Raw genomic sequence first — 22417 nt, forward strand, 5'->3', positions numbered from 1 at the left:
AGCCTTACTGCTTGTCGTCCCCGGCCGGACCGTAGGGAACGCCGGTGAACATGTTGCGGGTCTGGCTCTGGATCTGGTCCTGCATCTGCTGGAACATCTTCTTGCTCTGGTCCATGTAGGCGGACATCATGCTCTGCATGGCCGGCTGCTGGAAGTTCAGGAACTGGGCCCAGAAATCGGTCTGCATCTGGGGGTTCTCCCCATACATGGAACGGGGCTGGTCCTGGAGCTTCTGCTGGAACTCCACGAAGATCTTGATGTTGTTTTCCAGGTACTTGCCCAGCATGCCCTGCATGGCGTTGCCGTAGAAGCGGATCATCTGGCCCAGGAGCTCGGTGGAGAAGATGGGCACGCCGCCGGTTTCCTCTTCCAGGATGATCTGCAACAGGATGCTGCGGGTCAGGTCGTCACCGCTCTTGGCATCCACCACCTTGAAATTCTCGAACTTCAGCACCAGTTCCTTGACGTCGCCCAGAGTGATGTAGGCACTGGTCTTGGTGTCGTAGAGACGGCGGTTGGGATATTTCTTGATCAGCCGGACCTGCTCAGTCATGTGGTTTTCCCCGAGGGCTGTTTATGTGCGGTGCAGCATTATAAATGAAAAAGCCTGCCCCGCTCTCCCCGGCGCCGAAGCCCAGGCCGGCTCAGGCGGATTCCCGCAGCAACAGGATGGCCTGGTCGTAATCGAAGTCGGCCACCCAGGCCTCCAGCTGCCGGCAGCGCTCCTCCCCCAGCACCCCGGCAAATACGGCCCGGCGGCTGGCCAGCAGGCGCCGGGCGCCCAGATCGTCGCTTTCCAGCAGCTGCAGCAGCGCCTGCCAGGCATCCCGGATTTCGTCCCCGGACAGCACCTGGGGCGGCGCCGTATCGGGACGCTCCCGGCTGGCCAGGGCCAGGCGCAGATCGGCCAGCAGTTGTTGCAGGGCAGCAACGAAAGCCGGCAACTGCCGGGCCACCTCCTCCTGCCGCCCCTGTTTCAGACTCAGGTTCAGCTCCGTCGCCTGTCTCGCCAGGGCCACGGCCCCCAGGTTGCCGGCAGCCCCCTTCAAGGCATGAATCCGGGCCTGGATGGCAGGCCAGTCCTGCCGGGCCAGGGCTTCTTGCAGCTGCGCCCCCTCCTCCCCGTGCCCCGAGACAAAGAGCTCCAGGATGTGCCGGTAGCTTTCCCGGTTACCCCGCACCAGGGCCAGACCGGCAACCTGGTCCAGCCCCGGCACGGCAGCTAACTCGTGGCAGGAGGAAGCCGCCTCAGGCTGGGCAGGCCCTGCCCCGTCAGCCACGCTGCCGCTCCCCTGGCTGGGCAGCCATTTCAGCAGGCAGTGGTAGAGGAACTCGGGCTCCACGGGTTTGGCGATGAAGTCGTTCATGCCGGCTGCCGCGCAGGCCCGGCGGTCCTCCTCGAAGGCATTGGCGGTCATGGCCAGGATGGGAATGGCGGCCCAGCCCGACAGGGCACGGATGGCCCGGGTAGCCTCCAGGCCATCCAGATGGGGCATCTGCATGTCCATCAGCACCAGGTCGTAGCGGTGCTGACGGGCCAGTTCCACCGCTTCCACCCCGTTCTCGGCCACATCCACGGCCAGCCCCACCCCGTGCAGCAGTTCCAGGGCCACCTCCCGGTTGACGGCGTTATCTTCGGCCAGCAGCAGGCGCATGCCTTCGTGGCGCTGCCGCAGTTGCTGCTCGGCATCGCCCACGACCCGCTCCTGCTGCAGGGGCCCGCCCCGGCCCCGCTGCAGCCGGGCCGTGAACCAGAAGGTGCTGCCCACTCCCAGGGTGCTTTCGACGCCGGCCTCGCCGCCCATCAGCTCCGCCAGGCGCCGGGTGATCACCAGCCCCAGGCCGGTGCCCCCGTACTTGCGGGTGGTGGAGGCATCCGCCTGCTCGAAGGCCTGGAACAACCGGCCCATCTGCTCCGGGGCCAGGCCTATGCCGGTATCGGCCACCTCGAAACGGACCAGCAGCTGCTCCCCCCGGGTCTGCAGCAGCCGGGCCCGCAGGCAGATGCTGCCGGCCTGGGTGAACTTGATGGCATTGCTGGCGTAGTTGAGCAGCCCCTGGCGCAGGCGCATCACGTCGCCGCGCAACCAGACCGGCACCGCGTCCCCGTCGATGCTGATTTCCAGCCCCTTGGCCCGGGCCGCGTCCCAAAGCAGGGAGCGCACGTGGTCAAGGACGGCGGAGAGGGCGAAGTCGCTTTCTTCCAGCTGCAGCTTGCCGGCCTCGATCTTGGAGATGTCCAGGATGTCGTTGATGATGGAGAGCAGGTGCCGGCCGGCATTGTCAATCTTGGCCAGGCGCTCCAGCTGCCCCGGGCTGGCTTCCTTGCGCATCAGGTGGGTGAGCCCGAGGATGGCATTCAGGGGGGTGCGGATCTCGTGGCTCATGTTGGCCAGGAAGGCGCTCTTGGCCTGGTTGGCGGCCTCAGCCGCAGCCTTGGCCAGAACCAGCTCGCCGGTGCGTTCCGCCACCTGTTCCTCCAGATGGCTGCGATGGCGTTCCAGTTCCTCGGCGATGCGCTTCTTCTCGGTGATGTCTTCCTTGATGGCCACGTAGTGGGTGATGGCCCCATCCGCCTGGCGGATGGGCATGATGATGGCCGACTCCACGTACTCGTCGCCATTCTTCTTGCGGTTCACGAACTCTCCGCGCCAGGAGCGCCCGGCCACCAGGGCCTCCCACAGGGCCCGGTAGATCTGCTGGCCCGTCTTGCCCGCATGCAGCAGCCTCGGGTTCTGGCCCAACACCTCCTCCTGGGTGAAGCCGGTGACCTGCAGGAAGGCCCGGTTCACATATTCGATCTCGGCCTTCAGGTTGGTGATGACGATGCTCTCCGGGCTCTGTTCCACCGCCAGGTAGAACTTGCGCAGGTTGATTTCGGCCTCCCGACGCTCCTCGATTTCCCGACTCAGCTCCCCATGCAGGACCTTCAGCCGTTCCCGCATGCGCGCAAAGCTGCCCACCAGGGTGCCCAGCACATCCCTGCCTCCGGCGGGCAGGGGCGCATCGTAATCCTGCTCGGCCAGAGCGGTGGCGGCGCTGGAAAGACGGCGCAGGGGGCGATAGACGATCCACTCCACCAGGATCACCAGAGAGCCTGTGGCCAGGAGCAGGATGCCCAGCAGGATCTGACTGATTTCCCGATACTCGGCCCGCTGGGCCTCCATGTAGGGTGCCAGATCCACCCAGGCTTCCAGCCGGGCCAGTTCCTGGCCGCCGAAATTCAGGGGCGCCGTCAGGTGCCGGCGTTCCCCCTCCTGCTCCAGGCGCTGCCCATCCCGGCCGGCAAGCTGCAGGGGATAGAGCTGGCGGCCCCGGGCATCGAGCAGCACCATGGCCACCCAGTCCGGGTTGCGCAGCATCAGGGCATCCAGGTTTTCGTGGATGATGTCCAGCTGCTGCCCCATTACCAGGGGAATCAGGGTTTCCCCCAGGCTGTCCAGGTGGCGTTGCATGGACTGGACCTGCTGCCGCTCCACCAGGGCCAGGGAACGGTCCAGCCACAGCCGCTCCATGGTCAGCACCATGAGGGCGGTCGCCAGCAACAAGGGCAGCAGCAGTTTCCAGCGCAGGGACATGGGCCTATTCCTGCAGATAACGTTCCAGATGCAGTTCTTCCATCACCTGGTAGTCCTCCAGCCGGGCGGCCACTGCCTCCTGCATGGGAATCCGGGCCAGCAGGGCCCGGCCGCCGGGATCGGCGGACATGGCGATGAAAGCCTGCCGGACCTGCTCGCGCACCTCTGCCGGCACCCGCCGGTGCACGGCCACGGGATGGGAAGCCACATCGCTGGTGCGATACAGCACCCGCAGGGCATTGCGCACCTGGGGCTCCTGCTCGGACAACGCCTTCTGCACGGAGCCCCCGGCGTCGGCCAGACCATTGACCACATGCAGGAACACGGAACTGTGGGTCTTGGCAATCACCGGCCGCAGGCGCAAGCCGAACTTGCGCTCCAGCTCGGCCCGCAGCAGCAGGCTGGCCCCCATGGCCGAGAGGGCGGGCACGGCCAGGGTCTTGCCCTGCAGTTCCTCCACCTTCTCGACCGGGCTGTCCTGGCGCACCACCAGGATGCCGTGCAGAGGCCGCTCATCCCGAACCAGGGGCAGGTAACCGGGAGACCTGGCCGCATCCAGCATCAAGTAGGGATTGATATAGACAAAATCGTAACGGCCCCGGCGTATATCCTGGTCGTAGTCATTGACCGACAGGGAAGTCACCAGCTCGAAGCGCAGGCCGGTACGCTGCTGCAGCTCGGCCAGCACCGGCTGCCAGATGCCGAACAGGACCCGGCGCTCGAACTGGGGCGCCACCGAAAAGCTGTACACGGGCCCGGCCCAGGCCTGCCCCAGCAGGGCCAGCCCCCCCAGCAACCCCAACAGCAGATGCCTGATCTTGATCTTCATACCCTCCTCCTCTTCTTGCTTTCAGGAGACATTCTGCGCCGCTCCGGCAAAGGCAGCCAGCCGGAAGCTCAATACCGGGGACCGGAAATCCCCCGCCAGAATGGAAAAAGCCCGGAAACCCGGGCTTCTGGCGCATCCGTGCGTCTGGCAGCGATTACTGGTAGTACAGGCCGCCGTTGATGTTCAGGGTGGCACCGGTGGTGAAACCAGACAGGTCGGAGGACAGGAAGGCGCAGGCGAAGCCGATTTCCTCGGGCTTGGCCAGACGCTTCATGGGCACGGAATCCACGATGGTCTGCAGGATTTCGGGCTTGATGGCCATGACCATCTTGGTGGCCACGTAGCCGGGGGCGATGGCATTGACGGTCACGCCCTTGGCGGCCAGTTCCTGGGCCAGGGCCTTGGTGAAGCCGATGACGCCGGCCTTGGCGGCAGAGTAGTTGGTCTGGCCAGCCTGACCCTTGACGCCATTGACGGAGGAGATGTTGATGATGCGGCCCCAGCCACGCTCGGCCATCTTGGCGGAACACTGCTTGGTGACGTTGAACAGGCTGGTCAGGTTGGTGGCGATGACGGCATCCCACTGATCCTTTTCCATCTTGGCGAACATCTTGTCGCGGGTGATGCCGGCATTGTTCACCAGGATGTCGATCTGGCCGGCCTTGGCTTCGGCCTCGGCCACCATGGCCTGGACGGAAGCGATGTCGGAGACGTCGCCAGCGACGGGGATGAAGTCCTTGAAGCCGGCGGCTTCCATTTCCTTCACCCACTCATCCTTGTTGTCGAATTGGGGATGGTAGGCGGCAACCACCTTGTGACCGGCCTTGGCCAGTTCCTGACAGATGGCGGTACCGAGACCACCCATGGCACCAGTTACGAGAGCAACGCGTTGGGTCATAGAGTTTCCTTCCCTTTGTTGATGATGTTGTTGAAGCGACAAATTAACAGAGAAAGCACCGTTCCGGTTCAGAACATGTGCTGGCCTCCGTTGATGGAGATGTTGGCGCCAGTGACGAAAGCCGCCTCGTCGGAGGCCAGATAGGCCACCAGGCCGGCGATTTCCTCGGGCTTGCCCAGACGCCCGACGGGGATCTGGGGCAGGATCTTGGAATCCAGGATTTCCTGGGGAATGGCGGTCACCATGCGGGTGCCGATGTACCCCGGGGAAATGGTGTTGACGGTCACCCCGCCCTTGGCCACTTCCAGGGCCAGGGCCTTGGTGAAGCCGTGCATCCCGGCCTTGGCGGCGGAATAGTTGGTCTGGCCGAAGGCGCCTTTCTGGCCGTTCACCGAAGAGACATTGACCACCCGGCCCCAGCCCCTCTCCAGCATGCCCTCCATGACCTGCTTGGTCATGTTGAAGACGGAATCCAGGTTGGTATGCATGACCGCGTCCCAGTCGGCCTTGGTCATTTTCCTGAAGGTCATGTCCCGGGTGATGCCGGCGTTGTTGACCAGCACATCCACCGGCCCCACTTCCTTGCAGACCAGCTCGACACAGGCCTTGCAGGCATCGAAATCGGTCACGTCGCAGGGATAGGCCTTGAAGCCGTAGCCCATGTTGTTCATGCGGGCCAGCCATTCCCCGGCCTTGGTGTTGTCCGGCGAATGGGTGGTGACCACCCGATAGCCCAGGCCCGCCAGCTTGATGCAGATGGCCTCGCCCAGGCCACCCATGCCGCCAGTCACCAATGCAATCCTGCTCATCTTGTCTCTCTCCTTGGAATTATTGTTGCACGCGGGGATTACATGCAGAAGAAAGGGTGGCGCCGATCAGACGGCCCTTTCCTTCACATAGCGGCCCGGAGCAGCCTCGATGGGCTTGTACCTGGCGTTGCCCGGGTTCTTCGGTGCAGCCTTCTCGCCGGCCCCGTGGGCCTTGATCCAGGCGGCCCAGTCGGTCCACCAGCTGCCCTTCTGCTCCTGGGCAGCGCTCAGCCAGGACTCGGCATCGGCCTTCACGTCCTCATGGACCCAGTAGCTGCGCTTGTTCTTCGCGGCGGGATTGATGACCCCGGCGATATGGCCGGAAGCCCCCAGGACGAAGCGGATGGCACCGGACAGGAGCCGGGTGCTCTGGTAGGCCGAGTGCCAGGGGACGATGTGGTCCTCCCGGGTGGCAAGCAGGTACACCGGCATGTCCAGCTTGCCCAGATCCACCTTGACGCCGCACATCTCTAGCTTGCCGGGAATGCGCAAGCTGTTGTCGTGGTAGAGGTTGCGCATGTACCAGCAGGCAAAGGGCCCGGGCAGACCGGTGGAATCGGAGTTCCAGTAGAGCAGATCGAAGGCCTGGGGTTTCTGGCCCTTCAGGTAGTTGTTGGTGACGTAGTTCCAGATCAGGTCGTTGGGACGCAGGGCCGAGAAGGTGCTCTGCAGCTCCCGGGCCTGGAGCAGGCCACCCTTGCCGATGGCGGCCTCCCGGGCCGCCAGGGATTGTTCGTCGATGAACAGGCCGATTTCCCCGGTGTCGGAAAAATCCAGCAGGGTGGTGAGCAGGGTGAGCGACGCCGCCGGCTTCTCGCCCCGGCCGGCCAGCACCGCCAGGGCCGAGGCCAGCAGGGTGCCGCCGACGCAGAAACCCAGGGTGTTGATCTCCTTCTGGCGGCTGATCTCCTGGACCACCTGGATGGCGGCGATGGGGCCCCGCTCCAGATAGTCGTTCCAGCCCAGATGCGCCTGCTCGGCCTTGGGATTGCGCCAGGACACCAGGAACACCGTATGGCCCTGCTCCACCATGAAGCGGATCAGGGAGTTCTCCGGCTGCAGGTCCATGATGTAGAACTTGTTGATGCAGGGCGGCACCACCAGAAGGGGACGCTTGGCCACCTTGGCGGTAAGAGGCTTGTACTGGATCAGCTGGATCAGGTCATTCTCGAAGACCACGCAGCCTTCCGTGGTGGCGATGTTGCGGCCCACCTCGAAGACCGATTCGTCGGTCATGGAGATGCGCCCCTTTTCCAGGTCGGCGATCAGGTTGTTGATGCCGTCGGTGATGCTCTTACCCTTGGTTTCCACCGCCAGCTTGATGAATTCCGGGTTGGTGGCGGCAAAATTGGAGGGCGCCAGGGCATCCACGTACTGGCGCGCCGCGAAGCGCAGCTTCTCCTTGGAGCGCTCGTCATCCACCGGCAGCTTCTCCACCATCTCCTTCAGGTAGCGGGCATTGAGCAGATAGCTCTGGCGGATGTAATCGAAGATGGGGCTTTCGTTCCACTCCGGCGCCACGAAGCGTCGGTCGCCGGGCTCCGGCTCCACCTTGAACGGGGCGTCCTGGTCCTTGCCCTGGCTGCGGGCCAGCATGGCCTGCCAGAGCTGGGCCTGCTGGGCCATGAACTGCTTCTGCAGGGCCGTCAGCTCCTCGGCCTGGGGCGGAATCTGCACCGGCGGCGGGGTGATGCCGGTCTGGGGCATCTGTTGGAGAAAGGACACGAAGCCCTGGGCCATGGACTGGCCCGCCTGGAAAAACTGCTGGAACAACGGGTGGATGGCGTCGTCGCTTCCCTGCGCCTGAGACATGAACAGCTCCTGTGGGCAAATGGCATGAACTACAGAGCTTACCGATTCTCCATGTCAGTCCAGCGACTGTCAATTGACGGGGCGCGCCGCCCAGAGGGCTGTGAGCGGGATAGCGCCAGCCCCGGCTCGCCTCGATTGCCCCGCCGGCGCGAATCTTCCACAATGCCGGCCATGATCATCCACATCGTCCTGATCGGCTGGCTCTACGTGACCGTCCTGGTGGCCGCCACCGAAACCAGCCTGATTGCCGGAATCCTCACCTTCATCCTTTACGGCGGCATCCCCTGCTGCCTGATCCTCTATTTCGCCACCTCGAAAACCCGGCGCCGCTACCGGGCCCACCGGGAGCGGCTCGCCGAACAGCAGGAACGCCGTCCGGAAGCCTGAACCACCGGCTAATGCCGGTGGGGCGGCTGTTCCCGGGGCACCCAGGGAGGCTGGTTGCCCTCACTGTAGAAGCTGCCGTGTTCGTGGTCGTGCCCGTCCGCGGGCCCGTGATCATGGCCGAACAGATTCTGGGCCAGGAAGATGGTGGCCACCCCGAGGCCGATGAGCAGGACCTGCTGCAAGGTGGCACTCAGTTCCGTCCGCTTGTGCAGGCCGGGAATCAGGTCGGCCACGGCCACGTAGATCATGCTCGCCGCGGCCACGGCCAGGATGTAGGGAATCCAGGATTGCAGGGCCGAGAGGGCCACATAGGCCAGCAGCCCCCCCACCAGGGTGGAGCAGCTGGAGAGCAGGTTGAACACCAGGGCCTTCTTCTTGCTGTAGCCCGAGTGGAGCAGCACCATGTAATCCCCCAGCTCCTGGGGAATCTCGTGGGCGATGATGGCCAGGGCGGTGACGATGCCCAGCTGGGTATCCTGCATGAAGGCCGCGGCGATCAGGATGCCATCCACGAAATTGTGGAAGGTGTCGCCCACCAGGATCAGCAGGCCGGAACGTCCATGATCATGGGTGGGCGGACGGGCATCGTGGGCCTCGCAGTGGTCGTGGTGGCAATGGCGCCAGAGCACCAGCTTTTCGAGCACGAAGAAGCCCAGGATGCCGGCCAGGATGGTGGCCGCCACCCGGGTCGGGTCGCCCCCATCGCTGAAGGCGTGGGGAATCACTTCCAGGAAGGCCGCCCCCAGGAGGGCGCCGATGGCGTAGGAGACCAGCAGCGACAGCCGCCCGGTCCCGAGCAGGTTGCCCAGCAGGGCTGCAGCCAGCACGCTCACGGCACCGCCGGCCACACTGCTGAAGAGAATCCAGTTGAGGGGGCTCACTGAGCATCACACCTGAAAAAAGGGGAGTGGATTATACGCTCTCCGGCGGCGCTTCCAGCCAGATCAGGCTAGCCATGCGGCCGGTACGCCCGTCCCGGCGGTAGGAAAAGAAGCGCGCCGCCTCCCCATGGGTGCAATAGCCGCCCCCGTGGATGGAGGTGAGCCCGCAAGCCTTCAAGCGCAGGCGGGCAAGCCCGTAGAGATCGGCCAGATGCCGGCCTGGCACACCGGGGACGAAGCAGGCGGCGGCGGCCGGGTCCCGGGCGGTGAAGGCCTGGCGCACCTCCTCCCCCACCTCGAAGGCCCCGGGGCCGATGGCCGGCCCCAGCCAGGCCATGAGCACAGCCGGCGGCAAGCCCATGGCCGCCACCGTGTTTTCCAGCACTCCCTCCAGGAGACCGCGCCAGCCCGCGTGGGCGGCCGCCACCACCCGGGCCTCCCGGTCGCAGAACAGCACCGGCAGGCAGTCGGCGGTCATCACCGCGCAGACCCGCCCCGGCTGACGGGAAAAGGCAGCATCGGCGCGCCGTTCCCGGGTGCCCTCCTCGTCCAGGTCCAGCACCCGGGTGCCGTGCACCTGTTCCAGCCAGCACGGCTGGGCCGGCAGACTGGCCGCCACCCGGGCCCGGTTGCCGGCCACGGCCTCAGGCGCATCCCCCACGTGCAGGCCCAGATTGAGGCTCTCATAGGGCGGCAGGCTGATGCCGCCCAGGCGGGTGGTCTGCAGGCTGCGCACCCGAGCCGGGGCGGGCCAGTCGGGAATGATGAATTCAGGCATGCTCCAGGGCCTCCAGCAGCTGCCGCATGTCTTCGGGCAGCGGCGCCTCCCAGCTCATGGGAGCACCGCTGAGGGGATGCAGCAGGCCCAGCCGCGCCGCATGCAGGGCCTGACGGGCAAAGGGCGGCAGCCCGGCAGGGCTGCGGCCATAAACCGGGTCCCCGAGCAGGGCATGACCCAGGTGCGCCATATGCACCCGGATCTGGTGGGTGCGCCCGGTTTCCAGACGGCAGGCCAGCAGGGTCGCCCCGGCGAACTGCTGCAGCACCCGGTAGTGGGTGAGCGCCGGCTTGCCCCCGGGCACCACGGCCATCTTGATGCGCTGGCTGGGATGCCGGCCGATGGGCGCATCGACACTGCCATCCCGCTCCACCCGACCCAGGGCCACGGCCAGGTACTCCCGCTTCACCGTGCGCGCCTGGAGCTGGCGCACCAGATCGGTCTGGGCTTCCAGACTGCGGGCCACCACCAGCAGGCCGCTGGTATCTTTGTCCAGGCGATGCACGATCCCGGCCCGGGGCACGCCCGCCAGAGCCGGATCATGGTGCAGTAGGGCATTCATCAAGGTGCCGCTCCAGTTGCCGCTGCCCGGATGCACCACCATGCCCGCCGGCTTGTCGAGCACCAGCAGCGCCTCGTCCTGGTAGACGATATTCAGGGGAATATCCTCTGGCACCTGGGCCAGGGTTTCCTGGTCGGGGACTGCCAGCAGGGCCAGGGATTCGCCGCCCCGGACCTTGCGCTTGGGCTCCCGCTCCACCTCCCCGTCCAGCCACAGCTGCCCGGCCCTGATCCAGGATTGCAGGCGGTTGCGGGAATACTGAGGCAGCAGCAGGGCCAGGACCTGATCCAGGCGCCGTCCGGCCTCGCTCTCGGGAACCCACAGAACCTCTTCCGGGCTTGGGCTATAATCTTCGGGATTTTCTTCTGGACTGTTCATATATGCGAAGTGTACCCGGGGTTGAGGCAAAGCAGGTGGCCCATCAGATGTCTTCCCGTCCCAGGCCGGGATCATGGCGGCTTCCCATCCGGCGCATGACCATGGTGCTGGCCGTGGCCCTAGCCACCGGCTGCAGCCTGCTGCCCGAACAGATCGACATGACGGCCGGCTGGTCGGCTTCCAAGCTGTACTCCGAAGCCAAGTCGGCCATGAACGACAACAACTGGGAGGAAGCGGTCAAGTACTTCCAGAAGCTGGAATCCCGCTACCCCTACGGCCGCTACGCCCAGCAGGCCCAGATGGAAGTGGCCTACGCCCACTGGAAGGAAGGCGACTCCGCCTCCGCCCTGGCCGCCTGCGACCGCTTCATCAAACTGCACCCGAACCACCCCCACGTGGATTACATGTATTACCTGAAGGGGCTGATCACCTTCAACGGCGACCTGGGTTTCATGGGCTACCTGAACACCCAGGACCAGACCGAGCGGGACCCCAAGTCGGCCCGGGAATCCTTCGACACCTTCAAGGAACTGGTGCAGCGCTTCCCCAACAGCAAGTACACCCCCGATGCCATCCAGCGGCTCAACTACCTGGTCAATGCCCTAGCTGCCCACGAGGTGCACGTGGCCCGCTACTATTTGAAGCGGGGCGCCTACGTGGCCTCGGCCAACCGCAGCCAGTACGCCATCAAGCAGTACCCGAACACCCCGGCCCAGGAAGAAGCCCTGTTCATCCTGGTGGCTGCCTACGACAAGATGGGCATGGAAGCCCTGCGCGCCGATGCGGAACGGGTGATGCGCCTCAACTATCCCAACAGCGTCTACTACACCCAGGGCCTGGAAAAGAAGAAGCCCTGGTGGCAGGTCTTCTGAGCCCAGCCTGCCCCCCGCCGCCTGGACAGCCAGGCGGCCCCTCCCCCCTCTGCTCAGCTGACCTGCTTGATGGCCAGGACCGCCTGGTTACGCAGGGTGCGCAGCAAGGAGAGCTCCTTCTCCGAAATCTCGATGCCGCCCGCCTCTTCCCGATCGGCGTAGATCAGGGCCACGGGGTTGGTCTTGATGTTGAGGGGGAAAACCACGAAGGTCTTGGCCGTCACCGCCTTCCGGTACCAGTCGGGAATGCGGGTGGCGATCTTGGGATCGTCGATGTCGCTGATCAGGATATCGACCCCCTTGGACGTGGCAGCATGAAAGATGTCCGGGGTGAAGCTCAGGGTGAAACGGAACTGCTTGGCCAGTTCGTTGGCCTCCGGGCCGAAGCCGAAACGGCCCTGCATCACGTTGTGCTTGGCGTCCTTGATGCACAGGATGACCCGCCGGAATCCCATGGCCCGGTACATGGTCTCCAGGATGATGCGCAGGATGTCGTTGAGCTTGAAGCCTTCCACCAGGGTATTGCTGATGTCCTGGATGCCGGCGGTCAGCACCGCCTGAGCATCGTGGGCCTTCTCCCCCTCGGCCCCAAAGCTGGCCGTATCCACCGCCCCGTCAGCCGCCAGGACCGTGCCTTCAAGACTCGCTTCGCCCAGCACCGTGGTGTCCTCGCCGCGGGGCGCTCCGGCGTCGCCGCCCAGCTTGCGCAGCTGACGCCCGAACTGGGTCTGCTGCAGGTTGACCCGGATGATCCGGGCGAATTCGGTCACTTCCTCCACGGCCGCGTGGATGGTCTGCTTCAGCTCCTTCTCTTCCATGGGCACGGAGGCGGCGAAACGGCCGGAAATCTTGCGGATTTCCTTGTCCCTGTCCTCGGCAGCTGCGCTGGCGATGGCCTGGCAGACCTCGTTGGAGAAGGCCGACAGCACCTGCAGGCGCTCTTCGGGAGTATTGGGCTTGCGCACTGGTCCGGAAGGCACCTGGCGCATGCTGCTCACGATGAGCTGGGGAAAGCCCCAGTTGCGGGCAATGCCTATACCCAGGTCCTCGAAACTCACCCCCAGCACCTGCAGGGCGGCTACCTGTTCGGACACATCCTTCTGCAGCATCACCTTGCGGATTTCCTCGCTTTCCTCGGGAAAGTAGTACTGGGAGAGGAGCCGGCCCAGGTTGTGGAACACGGCGCAGATGAAGGGCTGCTCCTGGTCCCGGTACTGGAGCTTGATGGCGATGTCCTTGGAGAGCAGCCCCGCCAGATTGGCGCGCAGGAACTCTTCCTTGAGCTGGTTGGCGTTGGCCTTGTTCTGCAGGTGTTCGAAGAGCAGCACCGTGACCGCGATATTGCGCACCGCATCGAAGCCCAGGACGATGATGGCCCGGGACACGGTGCTGATGTTGCCGCCCCCCGCCTGGCGGTAATGGGCGGAATTGACCAGCCGCAGAATCTTGTTGGTGAGGGAGAAGTCCTTGAGGATGGAGGAGGACAGCCGGGAAATGCTCTCGGTTTCGCTGGAGGCGATCTTGTTGATGGCGCTGACCGACTCGGACAGGGCCGGAAAGTCGCCCTTATGCCGCAGGCGGCGCAGCAGGAAATCCACGGTGCTCTGGGGGCTGCCCCCCTGGGCAGCCGCATCCTCCGCCGGCGCCAGATAGGCCTCCAGGGCCTGGCGGAACTGCAAGGCGCTCTCGTAGCGCTGCTGGGGATCCCGGGCCGTGGCCTTGAGCAGGATGTTGCCGAGCCGGTCATCCAGACGCACATTGCCATCGTCCCCGGGCAGCTCCAGGCTCTCGTTGGCGATCCGGTGCATGATCTGATAGATGTTGTCGCCCTGGACGGCCCGCTGTCCGGTCAGCATCTCGAACAGGATCAGGCCGGCAGCAAAAACATCGGTACGCTCACTCACCAGCCGGCTGGAAATGTACTCGGGCGCCATGTAGGCTGGGGTTCCGGTGAACTCCTGCTGGCCGCCGCTGGCTTCGGCCACGTGGGTGGCGATGCCGAAGTCCATGACCCGGGGCACCCCGGTTTCGTCCATGAGGATGTTGCTGGGCTTCAGGTCCCGGTGGATGATGCCGTGGGCGTGGGCATGAGCCACCGCATCCAGCACATCGACGATCAGAGCCGCCGCCCTGGCCGGCGGCAGGGCCCCCTGGCGGCGCAGATACACCGCCAGGTTCTCGCCGGGCACGTACTCGAACACCAGGAACAGGTCGCCGCCTTCCTCGCCGGCCTCGAAGATGGGCACGATGCCCGGGTGGCGCAGCTTGCCCACCATGCGGGCCTCGGCCAGGAGCGTGGCATTCTGGGCCGGGTCGGGCCGCTCGAAGTGCAGGGTCTTGAGGGCCACCTCCCGCTCCAGCTGCGGATCGAAGGCCAGATACACCACGCTCTGGGCACCGCGCCCCAGCTCCCGGCGGATTTCGAAACGTCCTATTTTTCTTGTCATCTGAGCAGGTCCGGCAGCAGGGCAGCGAGTATTTCGTGAGTATTACAAACTTTTATCTAAATCCACAATAGTTGTGGAATTTTGGCAATTCCACCCCATAAGATGGCATTTTGTGCCCAGCCACCGGCCAGCTCAAGGGCTTTCTCCCTGGGTATGCCCAGCACGAAAAAGCTGGGCTCGGGCGGCCAGACACCGGAATCGGAACGATTCTCAGCGGGAAAGAAGCGATAACCCCAGTCCAGCAGCATTTGCCGCAGTTTTTCCTGCCTCCGGGAATTTTCCGTGAGTCCCAGGGGCCGGGATTCCGGGTTCCAGGCCGTGATAATCGCCCAGCACGCCCCGCCCTCTTGCCGCAGCCAGGCATCCAGGCGGGGCTCGGCCTGCCCCACCCGCAAGGCCAGGGTCTGGCCGGGTAGTTCCACCCGGTAGGTGGTGGCCCGGTACGCCGCCTCCAGTGCCGGGCTGTGGCTCACGGCCCCTCCCCGTCCAGCTCCCCCAGGCCGATCAGGCGTTCCGCCTCGCTGCCCGGCAGGGCCTCCACCGCCTTCAGCCGCCGGGACAGCACCCGGGTCCGGGTTTCCGCCTTGCCAATGCTGCTGCTCGCTTCATCCAGCTTGCGGCGGGTGTGGGCCAGGGCCTCGCCGAACTTGCCGAACTCGGTCTTGACGGCGCCCAGCAGGGCCCAGACCTCGGCTGAACGCTGCTCAATGGCCAGGGTGCGAAACCCCATCTGCAGACTGTTCAACAGGGCTGCCAGGGTGGTGGGCCCGGCCAGATTGATGCGCCACTCCCGCTGCAGGGTGTCCGCCAGGCCGGGACGGCGCAGGGCCTCGGCGTACAGGCCCTCGATGGGCAGGTAAAGGATGGCGAAATCGGTGGTGTGGGGCGGCGCCACATACTTTTCCCGAATGCTGCGGGCCTCGGCCTTGAGGCGGTTCTCCAGGGCCCGGGCGGCCTCCTCGGCTGGCAGGGGTTCGCCCCGCTCCTGGGCTTCCAGCAGCCGCTGGTAGTCCTCCAGGGGAAACTTGGCGTCGATGGGCAGCCAGACCGGCTGTTCGTCCAGCTTGCCCGGCAGGCGCAGGGCAAACTCCACCCGCTCGTTGCTGCCCGGCCGGGTCGCCACGTTGCAACCGTACTGCTCGGCGGTGAGCAACTGCTCCAGCAGGCTGGCCAGTTGCACCTCCCCCCAGGCTCCCCGGGTCTTGACGTTGGTGAGCACCCGTTTCAGGTCCCCCACCCCGGCGGCCAGATTCTGCATCTCCCCCAGGCCCCGGTGCACCTGCTCCAGGCGCTCGCTCACCTGCTTGAAGGATTCCCCCAGGCGCTGTTCCAGGGTGGCGTGCAGCTTTTCATCCACCGTGCGCCGCATTTCTTCAAGCTTGCCGGCGTTGTCCGCCTGCAAGGCCTGGAGCCGCTGCTCCACGGCGCCGCGCAATTGCACGAAGCGCTCGTCCAGCCCCTGAGAAGAACGTGTCAGTTCCCGGGCAAAACCTTCCAGCCGCTCGCCCTGCAGGGTGCCCAGCTGGCTCAGGTGCTGCCCCAGGCTCTGGGCCAGATGGGCCTGGCCCCGGAGCCGCTCCTCCCGCTCCCGGAAAGCCGCCTCGGCCGACTCCCGGCGGTTCTGGGCCAGCTCTTCACGCAAGGCGCGCTCCAGGCGCCCCAATCCCCCCAGCAGTTCCTGATGCTGGGCCGGAGCCGTCCCGTCCCGAGACGGGCGGGTACGCCAGAACAGGATGAGCAGCAGGAATTGCAAGGCGATCAGGGCCAGCAGCAGATAATCGGTCAAGAGAGCTCCTCACGAGTCAGGGGCGCCATTTTACGCCCCGGCCCCTGCTAGAATAGGCCCACCCGAGACAAGCCCCGTCCCTTATGAAAATCCTGGTGGTGGAAGACACCCAGAGCAGCCAGCTGGTACTGTGCGAGATCCTCGCCCAGCAGGGTCACACCCCGATTCCCTGCCACGATGGCGGCGAGGCGATGGCCGCTTTCGCGCGGGAAAAGCCGGACCTGGTGCTCCTCGATGTGGTGCTGCCCGACACCGACGGTTTCCAGGTAGCCAGTTACCTGCGCCAGCAGGAAGCCCAGGAGGACTGGACCCCGATCATCTTCCTGACCGTGCTCAACAACGATGAGGACATGGCCCGGGGCATCGCTGCCGGGGGGGACGACTACCTGTTCAAGCCCGTCAGCGAAGTGGTGCTGAATGCAAAGATCCGCGCCATGCAACGCATCATCCAGATGCGCACCTCCCTGGTGGTGCTGGCCAGGCGCCTGGACTCCGCCAACCGGGAACTGCGGCGCCTGTCCTCGGTGGACGGCCTCACGGGCATCGCCAACCGGCGCCACTTCGATGAAAGCCTGGAGCGGGAATGGCGCCGCACCAACCGTACGGGCAGCGATCTGGGCTTGCTGCTCTGCGACGTGGATCTCTTCAAGCGTTTCAATGACCGCTTCGGCCATCAGGCCGGGGACGACTGCCTGCGGCTGGTGGCCCGGGGGCTGGCCGACACCCTGGACCGGGGCGGCGATCTGGCGGCCCGCTACGGCGGCGAGGAATTCGCCGTGATCCTGCCCGACACCAGCCTGGGTGGCGCGATCTTCGTGGCCGAACGCCTGCGCCAAGCCGTGGCCGCCCTGCGCATCGCCCATCCGGATTCCCCCCACGGGGTGGTCACCCTGAGCATAGGTGCCGCCTCCATTCCCGCCAGCCGGAACACCCCCTGCCAGCACCTGCTCCGCCAGGCGGACGAGGCCCTGTACCGGGCCAAGCACGCCGGCCGCAACCGGGTCCAGCACCAGGCCCCCCTTACCCATCCTTCCTGAAAGCCATGCCCGAAAAACTCAAGCGCGTCCTGATCGTGGATGACAACGACGTCATGCGTACCCTGCTGCGGGCCATCCTGCGCAGCGAAAACCAGTTCGAAGTGGTAGGCGAGGCCAGAAACGGCCTGGCCGCCGTGGAGATGAACGAACGCATGAAACCGGACATCGTCTGCCTGGACGTGGTCATGCCGGAAATGGACGGCCTGGAGGCCCTCCGGGCCATCAAGCAGAAGCGCCCGGAAACCCAGGTGGTGATGATCACCGGCACCCCCAGCGCCGGCAATGTCCAGGAAGCCATGAGCCTGGGCGCCAACGGCTTCATCATCAAACCCTTCAACGCGGCGCGGATCATCGACACCCTCGCCGCCCTGCCCCCTCTCCCCGCGGGCTACTGAGCCCCTCTGCTGCGGCTTGCACTCAGAACTCGTCGCGCCAGGCCCGTAGCACGGCAAACACCGCTTCGGCCGTGCTCGCCTGGGGCTGCCGCTCCCGGACCCGGGCCTGCACGGCCGGCTCATGGCAGCGCAGGAAGGGATTGGTGGCCTTTTCCAGGGCCAGGCTGGAGGGCACCGTGGCCCGGCCGGCCAGCCTCAGGGCCTCGCTCTCCGCCACGCGCGCCCGGATGGCCGGATTTTCCGGCTCCACCAGGGCGGCAAAGGGCAGGTTCAGCAGGGTGTATTCGTGGGCGCAAAAAATGCGGGTCGAATCCGGCAGGGCGGCAATCCGCTCCATGGCCTGGAACATCTGCGCCGGCGTCCCCTCGAACAGGCGGCCGCAGCCCGCGCCAAACAGGGTATCGCCGCAGAACAGGGCATCCTCCGCCAGATAGGCCAGATGCCCGCAGGTATGGCCGGGAACGGACCAGACCGCCACGGGGGTATCCAGCACCTGGATCATCTCCCCGCCGGCCAGGGGATGGTTGAGGCCTGTGATAGACTCGGCCCCCGGCCCGAAAACCTGCAGGCCGGGGTGGCGCTCCAGCAGGCCGGGCACTCCGCCCTGATGGTCCTGGTGGTGATGGGTGATCAGGATGGCCTCCAGGGCCAGGGCGCCGGAGGCCAGCCAGTCCAGGACCGGGGCCGCGTCGCCCGGGTCCACCACGACTGCCCGGCCGTTACGGCAGAGCCCCCAGATGTAATTGTCCCGGAATGCGGGAATGGCAGTAATCTCGAACATTGCGAAACTATTGTTTGAAGCGCACACGATGTCAATTCCCGGCTTGGATGCTTGGCTGAACACCCCCCAGGGCCACTATGTCCTGGACTGGGAACAAGCCAAGCTGGACGAGGCCCTGGCCGACGTGTTCGGCTTCAACGCCCTGCAACTGGGCCTGCCGGAACGGGACTTCCTGCGCAGCAACCGCATCCCCCTGCGCCTGTGCATCGGCCCTTCCGGAAGCACCCAGCTGCGGTGCGAGTTCACCCAGCTGCCCATCGCCTCCCAGAGCGTGGACCTGGTGGTCCTGCCCCATGTGCTGGAGTTCTACCCGGACCCCCACCAGATCCTGCGCGAGGTGGAGCGCATCCTGATTCCCGAGGGCCGGCTGTTCATCCTCGGCTTCAACCCCTTCTCCCTCTGGGGGCTGCGCCGGCACCTGCCCGGCCGCCCCCAGGGTTTTCCCTGGAACGGCCAGTACCTCTCCATCCTGCGGCTCAAGGACTGGCTCAAACTCCTCAATTTCGAACTGGACCGGGGGGCCTTCGGCGCCTACGCGCCGCCCTGCAAGAGCGCCCAGTGGCTGCGCCGCTGGCGCTTCATGGAGCCGGCGGGCGACCGCTGGTGGGGCTTTGCCGGCAGCGTTTACATGATCCGCGCCATCAAGCGGGTGCATGGCATGCGCCTGATCCTGCCGGCCTGGAGCAACCGCAAGCTTGGCGCCAAGGCCCTCACCCCCATCGTGCGCAAGGAACACATGGATGGCTGACATCGACATTTATACCGACGGCGCCTGCAAGGGCAACCCGGGCCCCGGCGGCTGGGGCGCCCTGCTCCGCTCCGGCGCCCACGAGAAGGAACTCTGGGGCGGCGAGCCCGAGACCACCAACAACCGCATGGAGCTGACCGCCGTGATCCGGGCCCTGAAAGCCCTGAAACGGCCGGTCCAGGCGCGGGTCTATACGGACTCCAAGTACGTCCAGCAGGGCATCAGTGAATGGATCCACGGCTGGAAGCGGAACGGCTGGAAGACCGCCAGCAAGGCGCCGGTCAAGAATGCCGACCTGTGGCAGCAGCTGGACAAGCTGGTGGCCCAGCACCAGCTGCAGTGGATCTGGGTCAAGGGCCACGCCGGCCACCCGGAGAATGAACGGGCCGATGCCCTGGCCAATCGCGGCATCGAGGAGTTACGCCGATGAGACAGATTTTCCTGGATACGGAAACCACGGGCCTGGATCACCGCCAGGGCCACCGCATCATCGAAGTGGCCTGCGTCGAGCTGGAAAACCGCCGCCTCACGGGCCGCCACCTGCACCGTTACGTGAATCCGGAACGGGAAGTGGACGCGGGCGCCATGGCGGTGCACGGCATCAGTAACGAGTTTCTGGAAGACAAGCCCAAGTTCATCGATGTGGCCCAGGAGCTGCGGGACTTCATCAGCGGTGCGGAACTGGTGATCCACAATGCCACCTTCGACATCGGCTTCCTGGACATGGAGTTCGGCCGCATCAACTTCCCCCGCACCCTGGAAGTCTGCAGCGGCGTCCAGGACACCCTGAAGATGGCCCGGGAGCTCTACCCGGGCAAACGCAACAACCTGGATGCCCTGTGCGAGCGCTACCAGATCAACAACGCCCACCGGACCCTGCACGGGGCCTTGCTGGATGCGGAACTGCTGGCCGAGGTGTACCTGGCCATGACCCGCGGCCAGGAAAGCCTGATCATGGACCAGCCGACCAGCACCCAGGCCGCCCTCCAGGAGGACGTGGCCCAGCGCCCGCCCCGGGAGCGCCCGCCCCTGATCGTGCGCCGGGCGGAAGCTGCGGAACTGGAAGCCCACCTCCAGGTCCTGGAGGGCATCCAGAAAGAGAGCAAGGGCGCCTGTCTGTGGCTGCAGCCAGAAACGGAATCTGCCGGCAGTGCAAGCTGAAAAGCGCGGCTGGTACGCCAACCCCTATCTGCTGCTCACCCTCACCGCCCTGTTCTGGTCCGGCAACATGGTCCTGGGACGCGGCATCCGGGCAGACATCCCCCCCATCGCCCTGGCTTTCTGGCGCTGGAGCATCGCCCTGCTCCTGGTGCTGCCCCTGGCCTGGCCCCACTGGCGGCAGCAGCGCCACCTGCTCGCCGGCCACTGGCCGGCCCTGCTGATCCTGGCGGCCCTGGGCATTGCCGGCTACAACACCCTGGCCTATCTGGCCCTGCAGACCACCACGGCCACCAATGCGGTGCTGCTCAACTCCTTCATCCCCGTAGCCACCATCACCCTGGCCTGGCTGCTGTTCAAGAAGCACCTGGGCCGGCTGGAAGGCCTGGGCGTGCTGGTTTCCCTGCTCGGTGCCCTAACCATCGTCACCCGGGGCGATCCGGCCACCCTGGCCCAGCTCACCCTGAACGGCGGCGACCTGTGGATGCTGGGCGCCGTGCTGGTCTGGGCCTGCTACACCCTGGGGCTGCAGTTCCGCCCCCCCGGACTGGCGCCGATGCTGCTGCTGGCCCTGCTGATCGCCCTGGGACTGGCCATGCTGCTGCCCCTCTACCTCTGGGAACTGGCCCAAGGCCGCAGCATGCACGTGCATCCGGGCAGCCTCCTCAGCCTGGCCTACGTGGGCATTTTCCCCAGCTTCGTGGGCTACATCTTCTACAACCGGGGGGTCATGGAAGTGGGGGCCAGCCGCGCCAGCCTCTTCATCCATCTGATGCCCGTGTTCGGCACCCTGCTGGCCGCCCTGTTCCTGGACGAACGCCCCGCCACCTACCACCTGGCCGGGATCGCCCTGATCTTCCTGGGCATAGGCATGGCCACCCGCTCCCCGCTCCGGAAACCGGCCCCATGAGCAGCTGGCTGGCCCCCTTCAAGCGCTGGTTCCGCCGCCGCCCGGAGATTCCCCATGGCCTGTGGCAGCACACCCTGAACCAGCTGTCCATCTTCGATCACCTGGGGACGGAGGAGCGGGCCCGACTCAAGCAACTGAGCGAGGAGTTCCTGGCCAGCAAGGAGTTCACCGGGGCCCAGGGCCTGGAACTCCAGGATGCCATGCTGACCAACATCAGCGCCCAGGCCTGCCTGCCCATCCTGGAGCTGGGCCTGTCTGCCTACCGGGACTGGGTCGGCATCATCGTTTATCCCGGGGAATTCCTGGTGCCCCGCCAGGTGATGGATGAAGCCGGAGTCCTGCACGAGTACGAGGACACGGTGGCCGGCGAGGCCTGGGAGGGAGGGCCGGTGCTCATTTCCTGGCAGGATGCCCAGCTGGCCGACGGGGACTACAACGTGGTGATCCACGAATTCGCCCACAAGCTGGACATGCTCAACGGGGAGGTGGACGGCATTCCCGCCCTACACTCGGGCCTGCAGCGCAGCGAGTGGGAAAATGTGCTGTATCGGGCCTACGACGACTTCTGCCACCGGCTGGACAACGGCGAGGCCCTGATGCTGGACGCCTATGCGGCCGAGCATCCCTCGGAGTTCTTTGCAGTCACCAGCGAGAGTTTCTTCGCCAATCCCCACGGCCTGCAGGCCGCCTACCCGGAGCTGTACCAGCTGCTGCGCCGCTACTACCGCCAGGACCCGGCCCGGCGCCCTACTTGATCTGCACCGACTGGGGTGCCAGCAGGGCTTCCAGCAAGCCCTGGGAGGCGTCTTCCACCATGTCGATCACCACATCAAAGCCATAGCCCAGGCCGTAGTAGGGATCGGGGACCTCATCGTCGTCGTAATTCCGGGCGAACTCCATGAACAGGTGGAGCTTCTGGTGCTTTTCCGGATCGACCATGCGGCGCAGGTTGTCCAGATTGGTCTTGTCCATGGCCAGGATCAGGTCGAAATACTCCAAATCCTGGGGGGCCACCTTGCGGGCCCGCATCTGGGAGAGGTCGTAGCCCCGGGCAGCAGCAGCCCGCTGGGTACGGGGATCGGGAGGCTCGCCCACGTGGTAGCCGTGGGTGCCGGCCGAATCCACCTCGAACCGGGCATCGAGCTTGCGGGTCTGCAGCAATTTGCGGAACACCCCTTCCGCCGTGGGGGAGCGGCAGATGTTCCCCATGCACACGAACAACAACCTACTCATCGGGCCATCCTCCCGGACGGCATGGGGGAACAGGGTCCGGCGCGCCCATGCGGTATCCATGATGATTGTTCCTTTGTTGTGGGATTGGAGGGTTTCTTGTTGTTATGGTTTCATTCTGCGCCCATGTCATCCTGATGG

23 protein-coding genes are annotated in these 22417 nt (G+C 65.6%); 9 read left to right on the plus strand and 14 right to left on the minus strand.

The annotated features are described in order from the left end of the window. Positions 1–4: 4 nt before the first annotated feature. The 6 genes from phaR to phaC form a co-directional block, all read right to left on the minus strand. A complete protein-coding gene (gene phaR / locus G474_RS18940) occupies positions 5–553 on the minus strand; it encodes a polyhydroxyalkanoate synthesis repressor PhaR (RefSeq protein WP_043462726.1) in 549 nt (182 codons plus the stop codon). A 91-nt stretch (positions 554–644) separates the two neighbouring features. Beyond that, positions 645–3578 (minus strand): response regulator, encoded by a 2934-nt coding sequence (locus G474_RS18945; RefSeq protein ID WP_051281613.1) that lies wholly within the window; start codon positions 3576–3578, stop codon positions 645–647. Between the two features lie 4 nt (positions 3579–3582). Then, on the minus strand, positions 3583–4407 hold the full coding sequence (locus tag G474_RS18950; protein WP_043462729.1) for a phosphate/phosphite/phosphonate ABC transporter substrate-binding protein: 825 nt from the start codon (positions 4405–4407) through the stop codon (positions 3583–3585). A 154-nt stretch (positions 4408–4561) separates the two neighbouring features. Further along, a complete protein-coding gene (gene phbB, locus G474_RS0100780; protein WP_026685319.1) occupies positions 4562–5305 on the minus strand; it encodes an acetoacetyl-CoA reductase in 744 nt (247 codons plus the stop codon). 68 nt (positions 5306–5373) lie between these two features. Next, a complete protein-coding gene (gene phbB, locus G474_RS0100785) occupies positions 5374–6114 on the minus strand; it encodes an acetoacetyl-CoA reductase (RefSeq protein ID WP_026685320.1) in 741 nt (246 codons plus the stop codon). A gap of 66 nt (positions 6115–6180) precedes the next feature. Then, a complete protein-coding gene (gene phaC, locus G474_RS0100790) occupies positions 6181–7926 on the minus strand; it encodes a class I poly(R)-hydroxyalkanoic acid synthase (protein WP_043462731.1) in 1746 nt (581 codons plus the stop codon). 162 nt (positions 7927–8088) lie between these two features. Here phaC and G474_RS0100795 point away from each other — a divergent pair, with 162 nt between their 5' ends. Next, on the plus strand, positions 8089–8313 hold the full coding sequence (locus G474_RS0100795; RefSeq protein ID WP_211228033.1) for a hypothetical protein: 225 nt from the start codon (positions 8089–8091) through the stop codon (positions 8311–8313). A gap of 8 nt (positions 8314–8321) precedes the next feature. Here G474_RS0100795 and G474_RS18955 read toward each other — a convergent pair whose 3' ends face one another. From G474_RS18955 to rluD, 3 genes are read right to left on the minus strand one after another with little or no spacing between them, the layout of a single operon-like run. Beyond that, positions 8322–9194, minus strand: coding sequence for a ZIP family metal transporter (locus tag G474_RS18955; RefSeq protein ID WP_084513495.1), 873 nt, complete (start codon positions 9192–9194; stop codon positions 8322–8324). 31 nt (positions 9195–9225) lie between these two features. Next, a complete protein-coding gene (pgeF, locus tag G474_RS0100805) occupies positions 9226–9972 on the minus strand; it encodes a peptidoglycan editing factor PgeF (RefSeq protein ID WP_026685323.1) in 747 nt (248 codons plus the stop codon). After that, a complete protein-coding gene (gene rluD, locus G474_RS0100810) occupies positions 9965–10912 on the minus strand; it encodes a 23S rRNA pseudouridine(1911/1915/1917) synthase RluD (RefSeq protein WP_026685324.1) in 948 nt (315 codons plus the stop codon). The genes pgeF and rluD overlap by 8 nt, the downstream gene beginning before the upstream one ends. Positions 10913–11007: 95 nt before the next feature. Here rluD and G474_RS0100815 point away from each other — a divergent pair, with 95 nt between their 5' ends. Continuing rightward, entirely contained in the window at positions 11008–11784 is a 777-nt protein-coding gene (locus G474_RS0100815; protein ID WP_026685325.1) for an outer membrane protein assembly factor BamD, read from the plus strand. A gap of 53 nt (positions 11785–11837) precedes the next feature. On the opposite strand, the gene G474_RS0100820 is transcribed toward G474_RS0100815, so the two are convergent. Genes G474_RS0100820 through G474_RS24350 form a run of 3 tightly spaced genes read right to left on the minus strand, consistent with a single transcriptional unit; the run spans position 11838 to position 16017 of the window. Further along, entirely contained in the window at positions 11838–14231 is a 2394-nt protein-coding gene (locus tag G474_RS0100820) for a serine/threonine protein kinase (RefSeq protein WP_026685326.1), read from the minus strand. 56 nt (positions 14232–14287) lie between these two features. Continuing rightward, a complete protein-coding gene (locus G474_RS0100825) occupies positions 14288–14704 on the minus strand; it encodes a DUF3293 domain-containing protein (protein WP_026685327.1) in 417 nt (138 codons plus the stop codon). Continuing rightward, positions 14701–16017, minus strand: a complete 1317-nt coding sequence (locus tag G474_RS24350; protein ID WP_211228034.1) for a DNA recombination protein RmuC — start codon at positions 16015–16017, stop codon at positions 14701–14703. Before G474_RS24350 ends, G474_RS0100825 begins: the two co-directional genes overlap by 4 nt. An 83-nt stretch (positions 16018–16100) precedes the next feature. Here G474_RS24350 and G474_RS0100835 point away from each other — a divergent pair, with 83 nt between their 5' ends. Both G474_RS0100835 and G474_RS18960 read left to right on the plus strand, forming a co-directional pair. After that, complete coding sequence (locus G474_RS0100835; protein ID WP_026685329.1) at positions 16101–17054, plus strand: GGDEF domain-containing response regulator; 954 nt, start codon at positions 16101–16103, stop codon at positions 17052–17054. A 5-nt stretch (positions 17055–17059) separates the two neighbouring features. Beyond that, positions 17060–17449, plus strand: coding sequence for a response regulator transcription factor (locus G474_RS18960; protein ID WP_043462734.1), 390 nt, complete (start codon positions 17060–17062; stop codon positions 17447–17449). 22 nt (positions 17450–17471) lie between these two features. Here the strand turns inward: G474_RS18960 and gloB are convergent, their stop codons facing one another. After that, positions 17472–18230, minus strand: coding sequence for a hydroxyacylglutathione hydrolase (gene gloB / locus G474_RS0100845; RefSeq protein ID WP_026685330.1), 759 nt, complete (start codon positions 18228–18230; stop codon positions 17472–17474). Between the two features lie 28 nt (positions 18231–18258). On the opposite strand from gloB, the gene G474_RS0100850 reads away from it, so the two are divergent. From G474_RS0100850 to G474_RS0100870, 5 genes are read left to right on the plus strand one after another with little or no spacing between them, the layout of a single operon-like run. After that, entirely contained in the window at positions 18259–18978 is a 720-nt protein-coding gene (locus G474_RS0100850; RefSeq protein ID WP_026685331.1) for a class I SAM-dependent methyltransferase, read from the plus strand. Continuing rightward, on the plus strand, positions 18971–19408 hold the full coding sequence (rnhA, locus tag G474_RS0100855; RefSeq protein WP_026685332.1) for a ribonuclease HI: 438 nt from the start codon (positions 18971–18973) through the stop codon (positions 19406–19408). Before G474_RS0100850 ends, rnhA begins: the two co-directional genes overlap by 8 nt. After that, the gene (gene dnaQ, locus G474_RS0100860) at positions 19405–20139 is read left to right on the plus strand and encodes a DNA polymerase III subunit epsilon (RefSeq protein ID WP_026685333.1); all 735 of its coding nucleotides are present in this window, start codon (positions 19405–19407) and stop codon (positions 20137–20139) included. Before rnhA ends, dnaQ begins: the two co-directional genes overlap by 4 nt. Then, positions 20129–21046 (plus strand): DMT family transporter, encoded by a 918-nt coding sequence (locus G474_RS0100865; RefSeq protein ID WP_026685334.1) that lies wholly within the window; start codon positions 20129–20131, stop codon positions 21044–21046. The genes dnaQ and G474_RS0100865 overlap by 11 nt, the downstream gene beginning before the upstream one ends. After that, a complete protein-coding gene (locus tag G474_RS0100870) occupies positions 21043–21801 on the plus strand; it encodes a M90 family metallopeptidase (protein ID WP_043462736.1) in 759 nt (252 codons plus the stop codon). Before G474_RS0100865 ends, G474_RS0100870 begins: the two co-directional genes overlap by 4 nt. On the opposite strand, the gene G474_RS0100875 is transcribed toward G474_RS0100870, so the two are convergent. Beyond that, complete coding sequence (locus tag G474_RS0100875) at positions 21794–22279, minus strand: low molecular weight protein-tyrosine-phosphatase (RefSeq protein WP_026685336.1); 486 nt, start codon at positions 22277–22279, stop codon at positions 21794–21796. The two genes, G474_RS0100870 and G474_RS0100875, sit on opposite strands and share 8 nt — an antisense overlap. Between the last annotated feature and the right edge of the window lie 138 nt (positions 22280–22417).

Source organism: Azovibrio restrictus DSM 23866, assembly GCF_000429665.1.
In the GTDB taxonomy this organism is placed as follows: Bacteria; Pseudomonadota; Gammaproteobacteria; order Burkholderiales; family Rhodocyclaceae; genus Azovibrio; species Azovibrio restrictus.

Bases quoted from the DNA above. Each gene is read 5' to 3' on its own strand.
- G474_RS0100820 (WP_026685326.1), bottom strand. From the start codon at position 14,231: ATGACAAGAAAAATAGGACGTTTCGAAATCCGCCGGGAGCTGGGGCGC.
- gloB (WP_026685330.1), bottom strand. From the start codon at position 18,230: ATGTTCGAGATTACTGCCATTCCCGCATTCCGGGACAATTACATCTGG.
- phbB (WP_026685320.1), bottom strand. From the start codon at position 6,114: ATGAGCAGGATTGCATTGGTGACTGGCGGCATGGGTGGCCTGGGCGAG.
- G474_RS0100795 (WP_211228033.1), top strand. From the start codon at position 8,089: ATGCCGGCCATGATCATCCACATCGTCCTGATCGGCTGGCTCTACGTG.
- pgeF (WP_026685323.1), bottom strand. From the start codon at position 9,972: ATGCCTGAATTCATCATTCCCGACTGGCCCGCCCCGGCTCGGGTGCGC.
- G474_RS0100875 (WP_026685336.1), bottom strand. From the start codon at position 22,279: ATGAGTAGGTTGTTGTTCGTGTGCATGGGGAACATCTGCCGCTCCCCC.
- phbB (WP_026685319.1), bottom strand. From the start codon at position 5,305: ATGACCCAACGCGTTGCTCTCGTAACTGGTGCCATGGGTGGTCTCGGT.
- G474_RS0100815 (WP_026685325.1), top strand. From the start codon at position 11,008: ATGACCATGGTGCTGGCCGTGGCCCTAGCCACCGGCTGCAGCCTGCTG.
- rluD (WP_026685324.1), bottom strand. From the start codon at position 10,912: ATGAACAGTCCAGAAGAAAATCCCGAAGATTATAGCCCAAGCCCGGAA.
- G474_RS18950 (WP_043462729.1), bottom strand. From the start codon at position 4,407: ATGAAGATCAAGATCAGGCATCTGCTGTTGGGGTTGCTGGGGGGGCTG.
- phaR (WP_043462726.1), bottom strand. From the start codon at position 553: ATGACTGAGCAGGTCCGGCTGATCAAGAAATATCCCAACCGCCGTCTC.
- G474_RS0100870 (WP_043462736.1), top strand. From the start codon at position 21,043: ATGAGCAGCTGGCTGGCCCCCTTCAAGCGCTGGTTCCGCCGCCGCCCG.
- G474_RS18945 (WP_051281613.1), bottom strand. From the start codon at position 3,578: ATGTCCCTGCGCTGGAAACTGCTGCTGCCCTTGTTGCTGGCGACCGCC.
- dnaQ (WP_026685333.1), top strand. From the start codon at position 19,405: ATGAGACAGATTTTCCTGGATACGGAAACCACGGGCCTGGATCACCGC.
- G474_RS0100850 (WP_026685331.1), top strand. From the start codon at position 18,259: ATGTCAATTCCCGGCTTGGATGCTTGGCTGAACACCCCCCAGGGCCAC.
- G474_RS0100835 (WP_026685329.1), top strand. From the start codon at position 16,101: ATGAAAATCCTGGTGGTGGAAGACACCCAGAGCAGCCAGCTGGTACTG.
- rnhA (WP_026685332.1), top strand. From the start codon at position 18,971: ATGGCTGACATCGACATTTATACCGACGGCGCCTGCAAGGGCAACCCG.
- G474_RS18960 (WP_043462734.1), top strand. From the start codon at position 17,060: ATGCCCGAAAAACTCAAGCGCGTCCTGATCGTGGATGACAACGACGTC.
- phaC (WP_043462731.1), bottom strand. From the start codon at position 7,926: ATGTCTCAGGCGCAGGGAAGCGACGACGCCATCCACCCGTTGTTCCAG.